Genomic DNA, 14,090 nt, shown 5'->3' on the forward strand with positions numbered 1-14,090 from the left:
CCGGTCACTATGGAGTAATGATTCGCTTCATCCTGAACGTGTTGTGGCTCATCCTCGGTGGCGGAATCGTGCTGGCGCTCGGCTACTTCGTCGCGGCGGTGGTCTGCTTCGTCCTCATCATCACCATCCCGTTCGGGGTGGCGTCGCTGCGGCTGGCGTCGTACTCGCTGTGGCCGTTCGGCCGTACCCTGGTCGCCAAGCCCGGGGCCGGCGTGCCGTCCGGGCTGGCGAACGTGCTGTGGGTGCTGCTGGCCGGCTGGTGGCTGGCGCTGTCCCACCTGCTCGCCGGGATCGCGCTCTGCGTCACGATCATCGGCATCCCGTTCGGCATCGCCAACTTCAAGCTCGTCCCGGCGGCGTTCTGGCCGCTCGGCCGGGAGGTCGTCGAGGCGCCCTGACCGGCCGGGCCCTCCCCGGCGGCCGAGGCCACGGGACCGCCGGCCGGTCGGGGTCAGAGCCGCCGGGTCAGGGCCGTCGGTCGGCGTGCAGCCGGTCGAGGTGGGCGGCGAGTTCGTCGGTGACCAGCAGGTCGGTGCGGATGCGGTCGTGCGGGTAGCCGGCCCGGCCGATCATGTGCGCGGCGACCGGCGCGGTGGCCAACTGGAACGCCCCGACCAGCACCAGCGTGGTGACGTCCACCCCGGTCCGCAGCCGCAGCGCGCAGCCGAGCAGCACCAGCAGCAGGCCGAGGACCTGCGGCTTGGCCGCGGCGTGCATCCTCGACAGCAGGTCGGGGAAGCGGACCAGGGCGACCCCGGCGGCCAGGCTGAGCAGCGCGCCGCCCAGCAGGCAGGCCGCGGCCACCACGTCCAGCACCGCGTCGACGCTCACCTGTCGTCCCGGCGGGTGGCGAAGCGGGCGACGCTGACCGAGCCGACGAAGCCGAGGATGGCCAGGACCACGAGGATCGGCAGCGCGGTCGCGTCCCGGCTGTAGGCGGCCTCGGTTGCCACGGCGGCCACCACGATGGCCAGCAGCACGTCGGTGGCGACCGCCCGGTCGAGCACCGACGGCCCCCGGACGATCCGGGTGAGGGTGAGCGCGCCGGCCACCGCCAGCAGCACGGTGACGATCACGGCGACAGCGGTCATCTCGAACTCCCTTCCAGCGCGGACGGTGTGTGCTCCCGGATCAGGCGTTGCTCCTGCGCCGAGCCGATCGCCGCGATCAGCCGGGCCTCCAGCTCCAGCACGCCGGTGCGGAAGCGTTCGACCTCGGCGCGGTCGCGTACCCCGAGCACGTGGACGTAGAGGACGCCGGCGTCCCGGTCGACCTCGACGATGAGGCTGCCGGGCACCAGGGACAGCGCCTCGGCGGTCAGGGTCAGGTTGAGGTCGGAGCGGATCCGCAGCGGCACCGCGATGATCGCGCCCAGCGGGGGGTGCCCGAACCGCAGCGCCAGGGCCGCGATCTGCACGCTGGCCACCACCAGGTCCCGCAGGAAGCGCAGGGCGAACCGCAGCAGCGGCACCGGGTGCACCCGCCCGGCGAAGGTCACCGGGGGCAGCGGGAAGACGGTCAGCACCACCAGCCCCACGACCAGCCCACCGAGCACGTTTGCCCAGCTCAGCGTCCCCCAGAGCAGCACCCATACGGTGACCAGGACGATCATCGCGACGGCCTGGTTGCGGCGGCGGGCCGCCCGGGTCAGCGGCCGGTCCTCGGGATGCTCCGGCGGCGGCGGCTCCCCGGCGCGCTGCGACGGCAGCGCGCCGGGCGGCGGGTCCGTGGACCGCTGCGGCGGCGGATCGTGGCTCACGGGGTCCCCCCGGGGTAGACGGCCTCGACGTACGGGGTGCGCCGCAGCAGGTCGTCGGCGGCGTCGGAGCTGAGGTCGAACAGCGGCCCGGCGACCACGGTCAACGCCAGCCCGAGCACCACCAGGGCGACCGTCGGCGCGATCATCAGGCGGGGCAGCATCGCGCCCGGGTGGGCGTCGCGGTCCGGCCCCTGGTAGGGCTGTTCCACCCCGTCGGTGCGGACGGTGTGCACGCTGTCCTGCGGTTCGGGCATCTCCGGGTGCGGGCGACGCCAGAACGCCAGGTTCCACACCCGGGCGATGGCGTAGAGGGTGAGCAGGCTGGTCAGCAACCCGCCGGCGACCAGCACCCAGGCCATCGCGCCGCCGTCGTCGACCCCGGCCTGGACCAGGCCGAGCTTGCCGAGGAAGCCGGAGAACGGTGGGATGCCGGCCAGGTTCAGCGCGGGCACGAAGAACAGCACGGCGAGCAGCGGCGACAGTCGGGCCAACCCGCCGAGGCGGTCCAGCGCGGTGCTGCCGCCCCGGCGTTCGACCAGCCCGGCGGCGAGGAACAGGGTGGTCTGGATGGTGATGTGGTGCACCACGTAGAAGATCGCGGCGGCCAGCCCGAGCGACGAGCTGAGGCCCACCCCGAACAGCATGTAGCCGATGTGGCTGATCAGGGTGAACGACAGCAGTCGTTTGATGTCGGACTGGGCGACCGCGCCGAGGATGCCGACGAGCATGGTCAACGCCGCCACCACCAGCAGCAGGTCGGCGGTCCGGCCGCCGGGGAACAGCAGCGTCTCGGTGCGGATGATGGCGTACACGCCGACCTTGGTGAGCAGGCCGGCGAAGACGGCGGTGACCGGCGCGGGCGCGGTGGGGTAGCTGTCGGGCAGCCACGCCGACAGCGGGAAGACCGCCGCCTTGATGCCGAAGGCCAGCAGCAGCATCCCCTGGAGCACCAGCCGCAGGTCGTCGGGGAGCGCGTCGAGCCGGTCGACCAGCTGCGCCAGGTTGAGGGTGCCGGTGGCCGAGTAGACCAGCCCGATCGCGACCAGGAAGATCAGCGACGAGAGCAGGCTGACCACGACGTACGTGGTGCCGGCGCGGATGCGGGTCTCGGTGCTGCCCAGGGTGAGCAGCACGTAGCTGGCGACCAGCAGGATCTCGAAGCCGACGTAGAGGTTGAACAGGTCACCGGAGAGGAAGGCGTTGCACACCCCGGCGGTCAGCACCAGGTAGGTGGGGTGGTAGACCGACAGCGGGGTCTCCTCGTGCCCGTCGGCCATGCCCTGCCCGATGGAGTACACCAGCACGCAGAGGGTGACGGCGGCGGAGACCACCAGCATCAGCGCGGCGAGCTGGTCGGCGACGAGCACGATGCCCAGCGGCGCGACCCAGCCGCCGACCTCGACGACGAGCGGCCCGTCGAGCGAGGAGCGGACCAGCAGGGTGGCGGCCACCGCGACGGTCGCGGTGAGCACGGTGAGGCTGACCCAGCGCTGGGCGCGGGGCCGGCTGGCCAGCAGCAGGGTCAGGGCCGCGCCGAGCAGTGGCATCACCACCGGCAGCGGGACGAGGTAGTTCACGCGTCCCTCCCCCGCTCGCCGGCCGCCGCCACCGAGGCCGCCGAGGGCCGTCTGCTGTCGGGATCGGGCCGGCCGTCCGGGTCGAGCTGGTCGTCGGAGTCGGGCTGGTCGGCGTCGTCGGTGCCCGGCCCCTCGTCCCGGTCGGCCAGGTCCATGATCCGGCGGTCCTCCACGTCGTCCTGCACCTCGTCGTGGCCGTTGAGGTGCCAGCTGCGGTACGACAGCGCCAGCAGGAACGCGGTCATGCCGAGGGTGATGACGATGGCGGTGAGCACCATCGCCTGGGGCAGCGGGTCGCTCATCTCGGCGGCGTCGGTGGTGCCGACGATCGGCGGGCCACCGGCCCGGCCACCGGTGAGCAGCAGCAGGTTGGCGCCGTTGCCGAGCAGGATGACACCCATCAGCACCCGGGTGAGGCTGCGTTCCAGCAGCAGGGTCACCCCGGCGGCGAAGAGCACGCCGACCACCACGATGTAGGTGAGGTTGGGGGTCACACCAGCTCCTTGTCCCGTACGTCGTCGCGGGCGTCCTCCTGCTGGCGGTCCATCTCGGCGCCGAGGCTGCGCAGGATGTCCAGCACCAGGCCCACCACGATCAGGTAGACGCCGACGTCGAAGAAGACCGACGAAACGAAGTGGACCTTGCCGAGCAGGGGCAGGTGCAGGTCGAGCACCGCGCTCTGCAGGAACTCCCCACCCAGCGGCATCGCCACCACCCCGGTGCCGACGGCGAGGAAGAGCCCCGCGCCGAGCACCGCACCGGCGTCGACCGGCGCGGCGGCGTTGAGTTCCCGGCGTCCGCCGGCCAGGTAGCGCACGGCCAGGGCCAGGCCGGCGACCAGCCCGGCGGCGAACCCGCCACCGGGGGCGTTGTGGCCGGAGAAGAGCAGGTAGACCGAGAAGAGCACGATGGCGTGGAACAGCAGCCGGGTGACCACCTGGAGGATCACCGAGTGCCGGTGCGCCTCGAAGCCGGCGGTCAGCCAGCGTGGCCCGCCGGTGGTCGCCGGTCGGGGGCCGGGGACGGCGCTGCGCCGGTCCAGGTCCCGGGAGCGGCGGAAGATCAGGCTGGCGACCCCGGTGGCGGCCACCACCAGCACCGCGATCTCGCCCATGGTGTCCCAGGCGCGGATGTCGACCAGGGTCACGTTGACCACGTTCTTGCCGCCGCCGTAGGAGACCGCCTCGTCGGGGAACCGCTCGGAGACCGGGGTGGCCAGCCGGCCGCTCGCCGCGACCCAGGCCATCCCGGACACGACCGCGCCGACGGCGACCCCGATCGCGATCCGGCCGCGCCGGCTGCGCCGGATCGGCCGGGCCGAGAACTTCACCGGCAGCCGGCGCAGCACCAGCACGAACATGACGATGGTGACGGTCTCCACCAGGAACTGGGTCAGCGCCAGGTCCGGTGCGCCGTGCAGGACGAACATCAGCGCGGTGCCGTAGCCGGCGACCCCGACCAGGATCATCGCGGTGAGCCGGCGCAGCGCGCGGGCGGCCATCACGGCGGCGACGATCACCAGGGCGGCGACGACCGCCTGCAACGGGGTGTCCCAGGCGCGGAACTGCCGGGGCCACGGCCCGCCGGTGAGCAGCGCGCCGCCGGGCAGCAGGACCAGCACCACCAGGATGATCCCGAGATAGAACGGCAGCGATCCGCGCTGGGTCGCGCCGGTCAGCTCCACCGCCAGCCGGTCCACCCCGGCGACCACCCGTTCGTAGCCGGCCGCGCCGTCCAGCGGCGTCCACCGGGACAGCCGCAGCCGGCCCCGGTGCAGCAGCAGGAACAGCCCGACGCCGGCCGTCACCGCGAGGGCGGACAGGCCCAGCGCGGGGGTGAGGCCGTGCCACAGCGCCAGGTGGTAGCCGGGCCCGGCCGAGGAGAACCCGTCGGCGTACGGGGCGAGCAGCCCGTCGAGGGCGGGGGCGGCGACGCCGACGGCCAGCCCGGCGACGGCGAGCAGCGCCGGGGCGGCGAGGAACGTCCGGCCCGCCGGGTGCGGTTCGGTCGGCGTGACACCGGGCTTGCCGGCGAACGCGCCCCACAGGAACCGCAGCGTGTACGCCACGGTCAGCGCCGACCCGGTCACCACCCCGGCCAGCACCAGCAGGTCGGCCGTACCGCCGTGCCGGAACGCCTCGAAGGCGGCCTCCTTGGCGACGAAGCCGGCCATCGGCGGCAGCCCGGCCATCGACGCGGCGGCCAGCACGGCGATCCCGGCCAGCACCGGCGCGCGCCGGCCGAGGCCGCTGAGTTCCCGCAGGTCCCGGGTGCCGGTGGTGTGGTCGACGATCCCGACGACGAGGAAGAGGGTGGCCTTGAACAGGGCGTGCGCCAGCACCATGGCCGCGCCGGCCAGCGCGGCGTCGCGGCTGCCGGCCCCGAGGATCACCATCAGCAGGCCGAGCTGGCTGACCGTGCCGTAGGCGAGCAGCAGCTTCAGGTCGGTCTGCCGCAACGCCACCCAGGCACCGAGGAAGAGGGTGGCCAGGCCGGTGCACAGCAGCACCACCCGCCAGGCGGTGACATCGGCGACGGCCGGGCCGAGCAGGGCGACCAGGAACACCCCGGCCTTGACCATCGCGGCGGCGTGCAGGTAGGCGCTGACCGGGGTGGGGGCGGCCATCGCGCCGGGCAGCCAGAAGCTGAACGGCACGATGGCCGACTTGCTGAGCGCGCCGAGCAGGATCAGCATCAGCGCGGTGACCAGGTAGCCGCCGCCGGGCAGGTCGGTGGCGACGACCGACCAGCGGTAGCTGCCGGCGTGCTGGCCGAGCATGACGAACCCGGCCAGCATGGCCAGCCCGCCCAGCGTGGTGACCAGCAGCGCCTGCATGGCGGCCCGCCGGCTGGCCCGCTTCGCCGGGTCGTAGCCGATCAGCAGGTAGGAGAAGACGGTGGTGAGTTCCCAGAACACGTAGAGCAGCAGCAGGTCGTCGGAGACGACCAGGCCGAGCATGGAGCCGGCGAAGGCGACGAAGACCGCGGCGAATCGGCCCAGCCCGGGGTCGTCGGAGCGGAAGTACCGGGCGCTGTACGCCAGCACCAGCGCGCCGACCCCGCCGACGAGCACCACCATCAGCCAGGACAGGGTGCCCATCCGCAGGGCGAGTTCCAGACCGATCCGGGGCACCCACGGCCAGGTCTCCACCACCGGTTCCCCGGACCGCACCACGCCGGTACGGGTCAGCGCCCAGACCAGCGTGGCGGCCGGGGCGAGCGCGACGGCGTAGAGCGCCCGGCGTCCGAAGCGGCGTACCAGCCCCGGGGCGACCACGGCTGCCAGTGCGTGGACCGCCACCAGGACCAGCACATACCCTCCTCGAAGATCAGTGTCGGCGGCCACCCACCCGGTTCGGGCGGTGCGGGACCGGCGGCGCGGGGACGGGCGTCCCCGGGTCGCGCGGCCACCGCGGCGGTGGCGTCACCAGTGGTTGGTCGGTCGGTGGTGGTACCGGTCAGTGGCCGGCGAGCACGTCCACGGCGGTCGTGGTGGCCGCCTCACCGCCCGCGACGACGACCTCGTCGCCGGCGAGCAGGACGTAGTCGTCGCCGGGGGTCGGCACGACCCGGCCGGCGCGGACCACCGCCAGCAGTGACAGCGGCCGGCCGGACAACGCGGTGTCCCGCCAGCGTTTGCCGTCGCCGATGCTGTCCACGGCGACGGGTATTCGCACGACCGTGACACCGGGGAGCTGGCGTTCCAGCTCGGCGAGGTGGTCGACGGTGACCGCCTGGTTGAGCACCCCGGCGACGGCCTGCGCCTCGGATTGTTCGAGCACCAGCGTGCAGAGCGCGGTGTCGCTGTCCTCGGGGTGGTAGATCACGATGTCGCGCCGCCCGGTGGGGTGGGAGATGACGCTGGCCCACTGGCCGTGCGCGGTGGCGAAGCGCTGGCAGAGTCCGACCCCGGGAATGACCGTACGTTCGAACCGCATGCCGACCTCCTTCGCCCATCATCGAAGGGGCGTCCGGCCGGTAACGGCCGCGCGCCCCTTCATCCCTATCATGATCAGACCCCGATCGCCCACCGCCGCCGTCCCATCAGGTGGGAAGTCCCGACGTCAGCGGAGTGCCGGCCGGCGTCGGGCGGGGTCGTCAGCGGGCGTCGGTGCGGTCCCGGACCGGCCGGTGCCGGCCGGCCGGGTCGTCCCGGTCGATGCGCAGCTCGCGTTCCAACTCCGCGATGACCGCCCGCAGGTCGTCCAGGCGCTGGGTCAGGGCGATCCGGTCCACCTCGTCGGGCACCCCGTCGCCGTCGGCGTCGTAGCCGGGTGCCAGCCCCTCGGTCATCTCCAGCCGGCGGGCCTCCTCCATCGAGTTCACGATGACCGCGATCAGGATGTTCAGCAGGAGGTTGACCGTGATGACCACGTAACTGACGTAGTAGAGGAGGGTCCACGGGGACAGCGCCATCCCCTGCTCCACCAGATCCGGCAGGGTCTCCAGCGACAGCAGCACGAACAGGGTCAGCAGCGACCGGCCGATGTCGCCGTACTGCTCCGGGTAGGCCCGGCCGAAGATCAGCCAGCCGGCCATGCCGTAGACGTAGAGGGTCACCATGGCCAGCGCGAGGAACCCGCCGACACCGGGCAGGCTGCGCCACAGCGCGGCCACGATGGTGCGCAGACCGGGCGAGAAACGCACCAGACGCAGCACCCGGGCCACCCGGACGACCCGCAGCAACGCCGAGTCGCCGTGCAGGCCGGGCAGAAAGATCGCCGCGATCACCACCAGGTCGAACACGTTCCAGCCGTGCCGCAGGAAGTCCTGCGGCCGACGCCCGTACGCCAGCACCCGGACGGCGATCTCGGCGACGAAGGCGGCCCGGAAGCTCAGCTCCAGCCAGTGCAGGGCCGGTCGGGCCGCACCGAGATCCGGGTAGGTCTCGACCCCGAGGACCGCCGCGTTGGCCATGATGAGCACCACGATCGCCGCCTCGAACGGGCGCGAGCGGGTGATCCGGGCACACCGCTGGGCGAGGCCGACGGGGCGGGCGGGCGGCGGATCGGCGGCACGCCGTCGGGTGGGAACGGGCACGGGCGGCACCGGTCACCCGGCCCCGGGGAGGTACGGGATCGCGGCGGCCATCCCGACACCCTATCGGCCACCCGGGACGGTCACCGTCGGTGATATACCCGGCACCCCGTCGTCTCCGGTCGCAGGATCTCGCCACGACATTGAACGACCCGCGCCCCGGCTTCGTACCACCCGGTGAAGGGAGCTGCTCATGAAGCGCACGACCCCGTTGCTCACCCTGCTGACCGGGACGGGCATGGCCGCCGTCCTGTTCGCGATGAGCGCCCAGGCGGCGCCGCGTACGGTCGACGCCGGTGCGGCCGCGCCCGCGACGAGCCCGCCCGAGGCCGCCGTGGTGTCGCCCGCCGCCCCGGCGGCCGAGCCGGACGCCACCCCGGCGGCACCCGCGGGGGGCCAGCCCGGCCCGGCGGAGACCACGCCGCCGACCACACCGCCCCCGGCGAAGCAGGCCGACTCGAACTGGACCGGACGGCTCGACGGCGGCGCCACCATCGCGATCACCGTCACCGACGGCAAGGCGGTGGCGTACGTCTGCGACGGCAGGAAGCTGGAGGTGTGGCTCAACGGCACCGCCGCCGACGGCCGGATGAAGCTGACCGGCAAGAAGGGCGAGGTGCTCACCGGGTCGTTCGGCAACGGGGTGGCCTCCGGCGAGATGGTGGTGGGTCAGCGCCGGTGGAAGTTCACCGCCAAGCAGACCGGCAAGCCCGACCCGGTGCTCTACCGGGCCACCGCCCAGCAACGCCGCGCCGGCGTCGACGGCGGCTGGATCATGCTGCCCGACGGCAGCCAGATCGGGGTGGTCACCCGCGACGGCGCGCCGGTGTCGGCCCCGCCGCTGGACCCCGCGTTCGGCACCACCATCCTCGACGGTCGGACCGTCACCGCGACGCCGGTCGTGGCCGACCCCGGCCCGGGTGAGTGATGACGGCCCGCCGCCGGTTCGAGACCGACGTGGGACGCGGCCTCGACGACGGGCCGCCCGTCCGGGTCCTGTCCGACCCCCCACCCGTCGTGACCCCGCCCGCCCCGACCGGCGTGCCGTCCACCGGCGCCCCACCCGCCTCGGTCCTCGTGCCGCTGCTGGTCGGGGCGGCGGTCGCGGTGGCCCTCGGGGCGTACGGCCGGATGCACCAGCCCACCGGGATCGCGGTCAACGTGGCCGGCTTCTCCAGCCCCCAGGCGGTCAAGGTCTGGCTGGGCACCGGGGCGGCCTTCTTCGCCGTGCTGCAGCTGCTCAGCGCGTTGGCGATGTGGGGCCGGCTGGGCGGCTTCTCGCCCTCCTGGGCGGGCGGGCTGCACCGGTGGAGCGGCCGGGTGGCGTTCCTGCTGACCGTCCCGGTGGCGGTGCACTGCCTCTACGCGCTGGGTTTCGCCGACTACGACCTGCGGACCCTGCTGCACTCGCTGCTCGGCTGCCTCTTCTTCGGGGTGTTCACCATGAAGATGCTGGCGTTGCCCAAGCGGGGGCTGGCCGGTTGGGTGCTGCCGGTCGTCGGTGGGCTGGTCTTCACCGTTCTGATGGGGATCTGGGTGAGCTCGTCGCTGTGGTACTTCACCACCTTCGGGGTGGGGACGTGACGGGCTCGTGACACGGGAGAGGAACGACGGGCAGATGTGCGACGAGCGTGGGGCGGGTTGCGCGTCCCGGCGGGCGGTGCTGGCCGGCGCCGGTGGGGTGGGCGTGACCGCCCTGCTCACCGGCTGCCAGACGTACGGCGAGCCGACCACGCCGGCCGCGGCGCCGCAGACCGGCGGATCGGCCGCCGCGCCGGCCGGCGCCTCGCCGGGCGGCAGCGCGCCGGCCGGGCCGTCCGCCGGGGCGGGCGGTTCCCCCGCCGGCGGCGGCGAGCAGCCGCCCGCCCCGGCGGCGCTGGCCGCGGTGGCGGACATCCCGGTCGGCGGTGGCAAGATCTTCAAGGCGGAGGGCGTGGTGGTGACCCAACCGGCCGCCGGCACCATCAAGGCGTTCTCGGCGACCTGCACCCACCAGGGCTGCACGGTCACCTCGGTCAAGGACGGCACCATCGTCTGCGGCTGCCACAACAGCGTCTTCGGCATCGCCGACGGCGCGGTGCGCAGCGGCCCGGCCGGCAGCCCGCTGCCGCCCCGGGCGGTGACCGTCGACGGCGACGACATCCGGCTGGCCTGACCACGCCGGACGGTCAGACCGCGAGCGCCCGGCGGACCGACCGTTCGGCGTCCCGGCCACCGTCGCCGGTGGCGGTGACCCGGCCGGACTCCAGCACGTAGTGCCGGGTCGCCACCCGCAGCGCGAAGCCGAGGTGCTGCTCCACCAGCAGCACCCGGATGCCGGCCCCGGTGGCCAGCTCGACGATCCGGTCCTGGATCTCGGCGACCACCGAGGGCTGGATGCCCTCGGTGGGCTCGTCGAGCAGCAGCAGCCGGGGCCGGGTGACCAGCGCGCGGGCGATGGCCAACTGCTGCCGCTGACCGCCGGAGAGCAGCCCGGCCCGCCGCCGCAGCAGGCTCCGCAACGCCGGGAACAGGTCCAGCGCCTCGGCGGTGGCGGCGGCCCCGTCGCGCCGGCCGTCGGCCACCAGCCGCAGGTTCTCCGCCGCCGTCAGGTGCGGGAAACACTGCTGGCCCTGCGGCACGTACGCCAGGCCCCGGGCGACCCGCTGGTGCGGGGCGAGCCGGGTGACGTCCTCCCCGTCGAGGGTGACCGTGCCGGCGCGGGGGCGCAGCAGGCCGACCGCGACCCGCAGCAGGGTGCTCTTGCCCGCGCCGTTGTGGCCGAGCACGGCGGCCACCCCGTCGGCGGGGACGGCCACGTCCACCCCGTGCAGCACCTCGCTGCGGCCGTAGCCGGCGTGTACGCCACGCAACTCCAACATCACGCCTCCGGTGCGGTGTCGACGCCGAGGTAGACCTCCTGCACCCGGGGGTCCGCCTGGACCTGGGCGACGGTGCCCTCGCTGAGCACCTTGCCCGCGTGCAGCACGGTCACGCTGCGGGCGAAGCGGCGCAGGAAGTCCATGTCGTGTTCGATGACCACCACGGTGCGGTCCCGGCTGACCGTCTCCAGCAGGGCGCCGGTGGCATCGCGTTCCTCGTGGCTCATCCCGGCGACCGGCTCGTCGAGCAGCAGCAGCCGGGCGTCGGAGACCAGCAGCATGCCGATCTCCAGCCACTGCTTCTGCCCGTGCGCCAGCGCGCCGGCCGGCTGGTCGCCCCGGTCGGCCAGCCCGATCGTCTCCAACGCGGCGGCCACCTCGTCGGGGATCCGGTTGCGCCGGCGGGCCAGCGTCCACCAGCTCCGGGTGGCCCCGGCGGCGATGTCGAGGTTCTGCACCACGGTCAGCTCCTCGAAGACCGAGGCGGTCTGGAAGGTGCGGCCGATGCCGAGCCGGGCGATGCGGTGCACGTCGCGGCCGAGCAGTTCCCGGTCGCCGAAGCGGGCCGAACCGGTGGCCCGGACCAGCCCGGTCACGGCGTCGACCACTGTGGTCTTGCCCGCCCCGTTGGGGCCGATCAGGAAGCGGATGTCGCCGGGCGGCACGTCGAGGTCGACCCCGTCGACGGCGGTGAAGCCGTCGAAGGTGACCCGCAGGTCGCGTACGCACAGGCCGTCGAGCTGCCCACCGGTCATGCCGCCGACACCTCCGTCCGGGTCTCGGCCGGGTCGGCGGGTCGGGTCCGTCGCCACCACCGCGCGCCGACCGGGTCCGACCGGCGCTGCCGGGCCAGCGCCCACAACGACGCCAGGCCGCCCGGCAGGAACGCCACCACCAGCACGAACAGCAACCCCTGCAGGTACGTCCAGGTGCCCGGGAAACGTTCCGACAGGGCGGTACGCGCCCAGGCCACCGCCACCGCGCCGAGCACCGGTCCGAGCAGGGTGGCCCGGCCGCCGACCGCGACGCCGATGACGAACTCGATGGACGGGACGATCCCGATCAACGCGGGCGAGATGATCCCCACCGCCGGGACGAACAGCGCCCCGGCCAGCCCGGCCATGCCGGCGGCCACCACGTAGCCGACGAGCTTGACGCCGGCCGGGTCGTAGCCGAGGAAGCGGACCCGTTCCTCGCCGTCGCGGACGGCCACCAGCAGTTCGCCGTAGCGGCTGCGGATGAGCTGCCGGGCCAGGGCCAGCAGTGCGAGCAGGCTGGCGGCGATGATGAAGTAGACCATCCGCTGGTTGACCGGGTCGTCCAGGTCGTACCCGAAGAAGCCCTGGATGTCGGTGAGGCCGTTGGTGCCGCCGGTGGTGCCCTGCTGGCCGACCAGCAGGATCACCATCGCGGCGGCGAGCGCCTGGCTGAGGATGGCGAAGTAGGCGCCGCGCACGCGGCGGCGGAAGACCAGCGAGCCGAGGCCGAACGCGACGGCCATCGGCAGCAGCACGGTGGCCGGCAGCGCGATCCACGGGCTGGCGAACGGCCGCCACCACAGCGGCAGCTCGTCGAGCTGGCCGTAGAGCTGCATGAAGTCGGGCAGTTGGCCGGGGCCGGCGTCGGCGAGCTTGAGGTGCATGGCCATCGCGTAGCCGCCGAGGCCGAAGAACACCCCCTGGCCGAGGGTGAGCATGCCGCCCCGGCCCCAGGCGATACCGATGCCGACCGCGACCATCGCGACGCACAGGTACTTGGCCAGCAGCGACAGCCGGAAGTCGGACAGGGTCAGCGGGGCGACGGCGAACAGCAGCGCCGCGCCGAGGGCGAACCCCACGGCGGTGCGGGCCGGGCCGTCGAACCGGCGGCCCCGCCGGCCGCCGGCCGGGGTGCCGGCCGCGCTGGCGGGATCGGTGCCGACCAGCGGCGCGGCGGTCATGCGAGGCTCCTGGTACGCAGGGTGAACAGCCCCTGGGGCCGCCACTGGAGGAACGCCACGATCGCCACGAAGACGATCACCTTGGCGACGCTGAGCGTGGTGAGGTACTCGCCGGTGGCCTGGAGGACGCCCAGCGCGAAGGCGACGATCACGCTGCCCTTGAGCTGGCCGATGCCGCCGACCACGACGACCAGGAAGGCGTCGATGATCAGGTTGGTGCCCATCGTCGGGCCGATCGGCCCGAGCAGGGTCAGCGCCACCCCGGCGACGCCGGCCAGTCCGGAGCCGATGAAGAAGGTCGTCCGGTCGACCCGGGCGGTGGGGATGCCGGAGACGGCGGCGAGGTCGCGGTTCTGCACCACGGCGCGGATGCGTCGCCCGAGCGGGGTGAGCCGCAGCGCCAGGGTCAGCGCCAGCACGGCGGCCAGCGCGAGGGCCAGGATGAACAGCCGGTTGTTGGCGACGGTCAGCCCGCCGGGCAGGGACACGTTGCCGGTGAGCAGCGCCGGGGCGCGGGTCTGCACGTTGGGGCTGCCGAAGACGTCCCGGGCCAGTTGCTGGAGCATCAGCGAGACGCCCCAGGTGACCAGCAGGGTGTCCAGCGGGCGGGCGTAGAGGCGGCGGATCAGCAGCACCTCCAGCAGCACGCCCATGGCGCCGGCCACCGCGAAGGCGACCGGCAGCGCCACCAGCAGCGACCAGCCGGCGGCGGTCACGGTCTGCTGCAGGACGTAGGTGGTGTAGGCGCCGGCCATGATGAACTCGCCGTGCGCCATGTTGATCACGTTCATCTGGCCGAAGGTCAGCGCCAGGCCGAGGGCGATGAGCAGCAGCACCGCGCCGATGCTGACGCCGGTGAAGAGCTGACCGAAGAGGACTGTCACGTTCGCGCTCCGAAGGGGTGGGTCGGCCCGGGC

16 protein-coding genes are annotated in these 14,090 nt (G+C 73.7%); 4 read left to right on the top strand and 12 right to left on the bottom strand.

Annotated features, from left to right (window positions below; genetic code table 11):
- The first annotated feature begins 17 nt into the window (after positions 1-17).
- Entirely contained in the window at positions 18-398 is a 381-nt protein-coding gene (locus FJK98_RS18650; protein WP_145920158.1) for a YccF domain-containing protein, read from the top strand.
- A gap of 67 nt (positions 399-465) precedes the next feature.
- Here FJK98_RS18650 and mnhG read toward each other — a convergent pair whose 3' ends face one another.
- From mnhG to FJK98_RS18690, 8 genes are all read right to left on the bottom strand, one after another.
- Entirely contained in the window at positions 466-831 is a 366-nt protein-coding gene (gene mnhG, locus FJK98_RS18655) for a monovalent cation/H(+) antiporter subunit G (RefSeq protein ID WP_145920159.1), read from the bottom strand.
- The gene (locus FJK98_RS18660) at positions 828-1,091 is read right to left on the bottom strand and encodes a monovalent cation/H+ antiporter complex subunit F (RefSeq protein ID WP_088645903.1); all 264 of its coding nucleotides are present in this window, start codon (positions 1,089-1,091) and stop codon (positions 828-830) included. The genes mnhG and FJK98_RS18660 overlap by 4 nt, the downstream gene beginning before the upstream one ends.
- A complete protein-coding gene (locus tag FJK98_RS18665; protein ID WP_145920160.1) occupies positions 1,088-1,759 on the bottom strand; it encodes a Na+/H+ antiporter subunit E in 672 nt (223 codons plus the stop codon). Before FJK98_RS18665 ends, FJK98_RS18660 begins: the two co-directional genes overlap by 4 nt.
- Positions 1,756-3,336, bottom strand: coding sequence for a Na+/H+ antiporter subunit D (locus FJK98_RS18670; RefSeq protein WP_145920161.1), 1,581 nt, complete (start codon positions 3,334-3,336; stop codon positions 1,756-1,758). Before FJK98_RS18670 ends, FJK98_RS18665 begins: the two co-directional genes overlap by 4 nt.
- Positions 3,333-3,830, bottom strand: a complete 498-nt coding sequence (locus FJK98_RS18675) for a Na(+)/H(+) antiporter subunit C (protein WP_145920162.1) — start codon at positions 3,828-3,830, stop codon at positions 3,333-3,335. The genes FJK98_RS18670 and FJK98_RS18675 overlap by 4 nt, the downstream gene beginning before the upstream one ends.
- Entirely contained in the window at positions 3,827-6,649 is a 2,823-nt protein-coding gene (locus FJK98_RS18680) for a Na+/H+ antiporter subunit A (protein WP_145920163.1), read from the bottom strand. Before FJK98_RS18680 ends, FJK98_RS18675 begins: the two co-directional genes overlap by 4 nt.
- A 145-nt stretch (positions 6,650-6,794) precedes the next feature.
- Positions 6,795-7,274, bottom strand: coding sequence for a potassium transporter TrkA (locus FJK98_RS18685; RefSeq protein ID WP_145920164.1), 480 nt, complete (start codon positions 7,272-7,274; stop codon positions 6,795-6,797).
- A gap of 160 nt (positions 7,275-7,434) precedes the next feature.
- Positions 7,435-8,376, bottom strand: coding sequence for an ion transporter (locus FJK98_RS18690; protein ID WP_240762147.1), 942 nt, complete (start codon positions 8,374-8,376; stop codon positions 7,435-7,437).
- Positions 8,377-8,566: 190 nt separating this feature from the next.
- Here FJK98_RS18690 and FJK98_RS18695 point away from each other — a divergent pair, with 190 nt between their 5' ends.
- Genes FJK98_RS18695 through FJK98_RS18705 form a run of 3 tightly spaced genes read left to right on the top strand, consistent with a single transcriptional unit; the run spans position 8,567 to position 10,528 of the window.
- On the top strand, positions 8,567-9,301 hold the full coding sequence (locus FJK98_RS18695; protein ID WP_145920166.1) for a hypothetical protein: 735 nt from the start codon (positions 8,567-8,569) through the stop codon (positions 9,299-9,301).
- Positions 9,301-9,957, top strand: a complete 657-nt coding sequence (locus FJK98_RS18700) for a DUF6529 family protein (protein ID WP_309236863.1) — start codon at positions 9,301-9,303, stop codon at positions 9,955-9,957. Before FJK98_RS18695 ends, FJK98_RS18700 begins: the two co-directional genes overlap by 1 nt.
- A 7-nt stretch (positions 9,958-9,964) precedes the next feature.
- On the top strand, positions 9,965-10,528 hold the full coding sequence (locus FJK98_RS18705; protein ID WP_240762149.1) for a Rieske (2Fe-2S) protein: 564 nt from the start codon (positions 9,965-9,967) through the stop codon (positions 10,526-10,528).
- Between the two features lie 13 nt (positions 10,529-10,541).
- Here the strand turns inward: FJK98_RS18705 and urtE are convergent, their stop codons facing one another.
- From urtE to urtB, 4 genes are read right to left on the bottom strand one after another with little or no spacing between them, the layout of a single operon-like run.
- Entirely contained in the window at positions 10,542-11,234 is a 693-nt protein-coding gene (urtE, locus tag FJK98_RS18710) for an urea ABC transporter ATP-binding subunit UrtE (RefSeq protein ID WP_145920167.1), read from the bottom strand.
- A complete protein-coding gene (gene urtD / locus FJK98_RS18715; protein ID WP_145920168.1) occupies positions 11,234-11,989 on the bottom strand; it encodes an urea ABC transporter ATP-binding protein UrtD in 756 nt (251 codons plus the stop codon). The genes urtE and urtD overlap by 1 nt, the downstream gene beginning before the upstream one ends.
- Positions 11,986-13,173, bottom strand: a complete 1,188-nt coding sequence (gene urtC / locus FJK98_RS18720; protein WP_205789043.1) for an urea ABC transporter permease subunit UrtC — start codon at positions 13,171-13,173, stop codon at positions 11,986-11,988. Before urtC ends, urtD begins: the two co-directional genes overlap by 4 nt.
- Complete coding sequence (gene urtB / locus FJK98_RS18725; protein WP_145920169.1) at positions 13,170-14,057, bottom strand: urea ABC transporter permease subunit UrtB; 888 nt, start codon at positions 14,055-14,057, stop codon at positions 13,170-13,172. Before urtB ends, urtC begins: the two co-directional genes overlap by 4 nt.
- Between the last annotated feature and the right edge of the window lie 33 nt (positions 14,058-14,090).

It is taken from the genome of Micromonospora sp. HM134, assembly GCF_007833915.1.
Lineage (GTDB): Bacteria > Actinomycetota > Actinomycetes > Mycobacteriales > Micromonosporaceae > Micromonospora > Micromonospora wenchangensis.

Bases quoted from the DNA above. Each gene is read 5' to 3' on its own strand.
- FJK98_RS18650 (WP_145920158.1), top strand. From the start codon at position 18: ATGATTCGCTTCATCCTGAACGTGTTGTGGCTCATCCTCGGTGGCGGA.
- FJK98_RS18660 (WP_088645903.1), bottom strand. From the start codon at position 1,091: ATGACCGCTGTCGCCGTGATCGTCACCGTGCTGCTGGCGGTGGCCGGC.
- FJK98_RS18685 (WP_145920164.1), bottom strand. From the start codon at position 7,274: ATGCGGTTCGAACGTACGGTCATTCCCGGGGTCGGACTCTGCCAGCGC.
- FJK98_RS18695 (WP_145920166.1), top strand. From the start codon at position 8,567: ATGAAGCGCACGACCCCGTTGCTCACCCTGCTGACCGGGACGGGCATG.
- FJK98_RS18700 (WP_309236863.1), top strand. From the start codon at position 9,301: ATGACGGCCCGCCGCCGGTTCGAGACCGACGTGGGACGCGGCCTCGAC.
- urtE (WP_145920167.1), bottom strand. From the start codon at position 11,234: ATGTTGGAGTTGCGTGGCGTACACGCCGGCTACGGCCGCAGCGAGGTG.
- urtD (WP_145920168.1), bottom strand. From the start codon at position 11,989: ATGACCGGTGGGCAGCTCGACGGCCTGTGCGTACGCGACCTGCGGGTC.
- urtC (WP_205789043.1), bottom strand. From the start codon at position 13,173: ATGACCGCCGCGCCGCTGGTCGGCACCGATCCCGCCAGCGCGGCCGGC.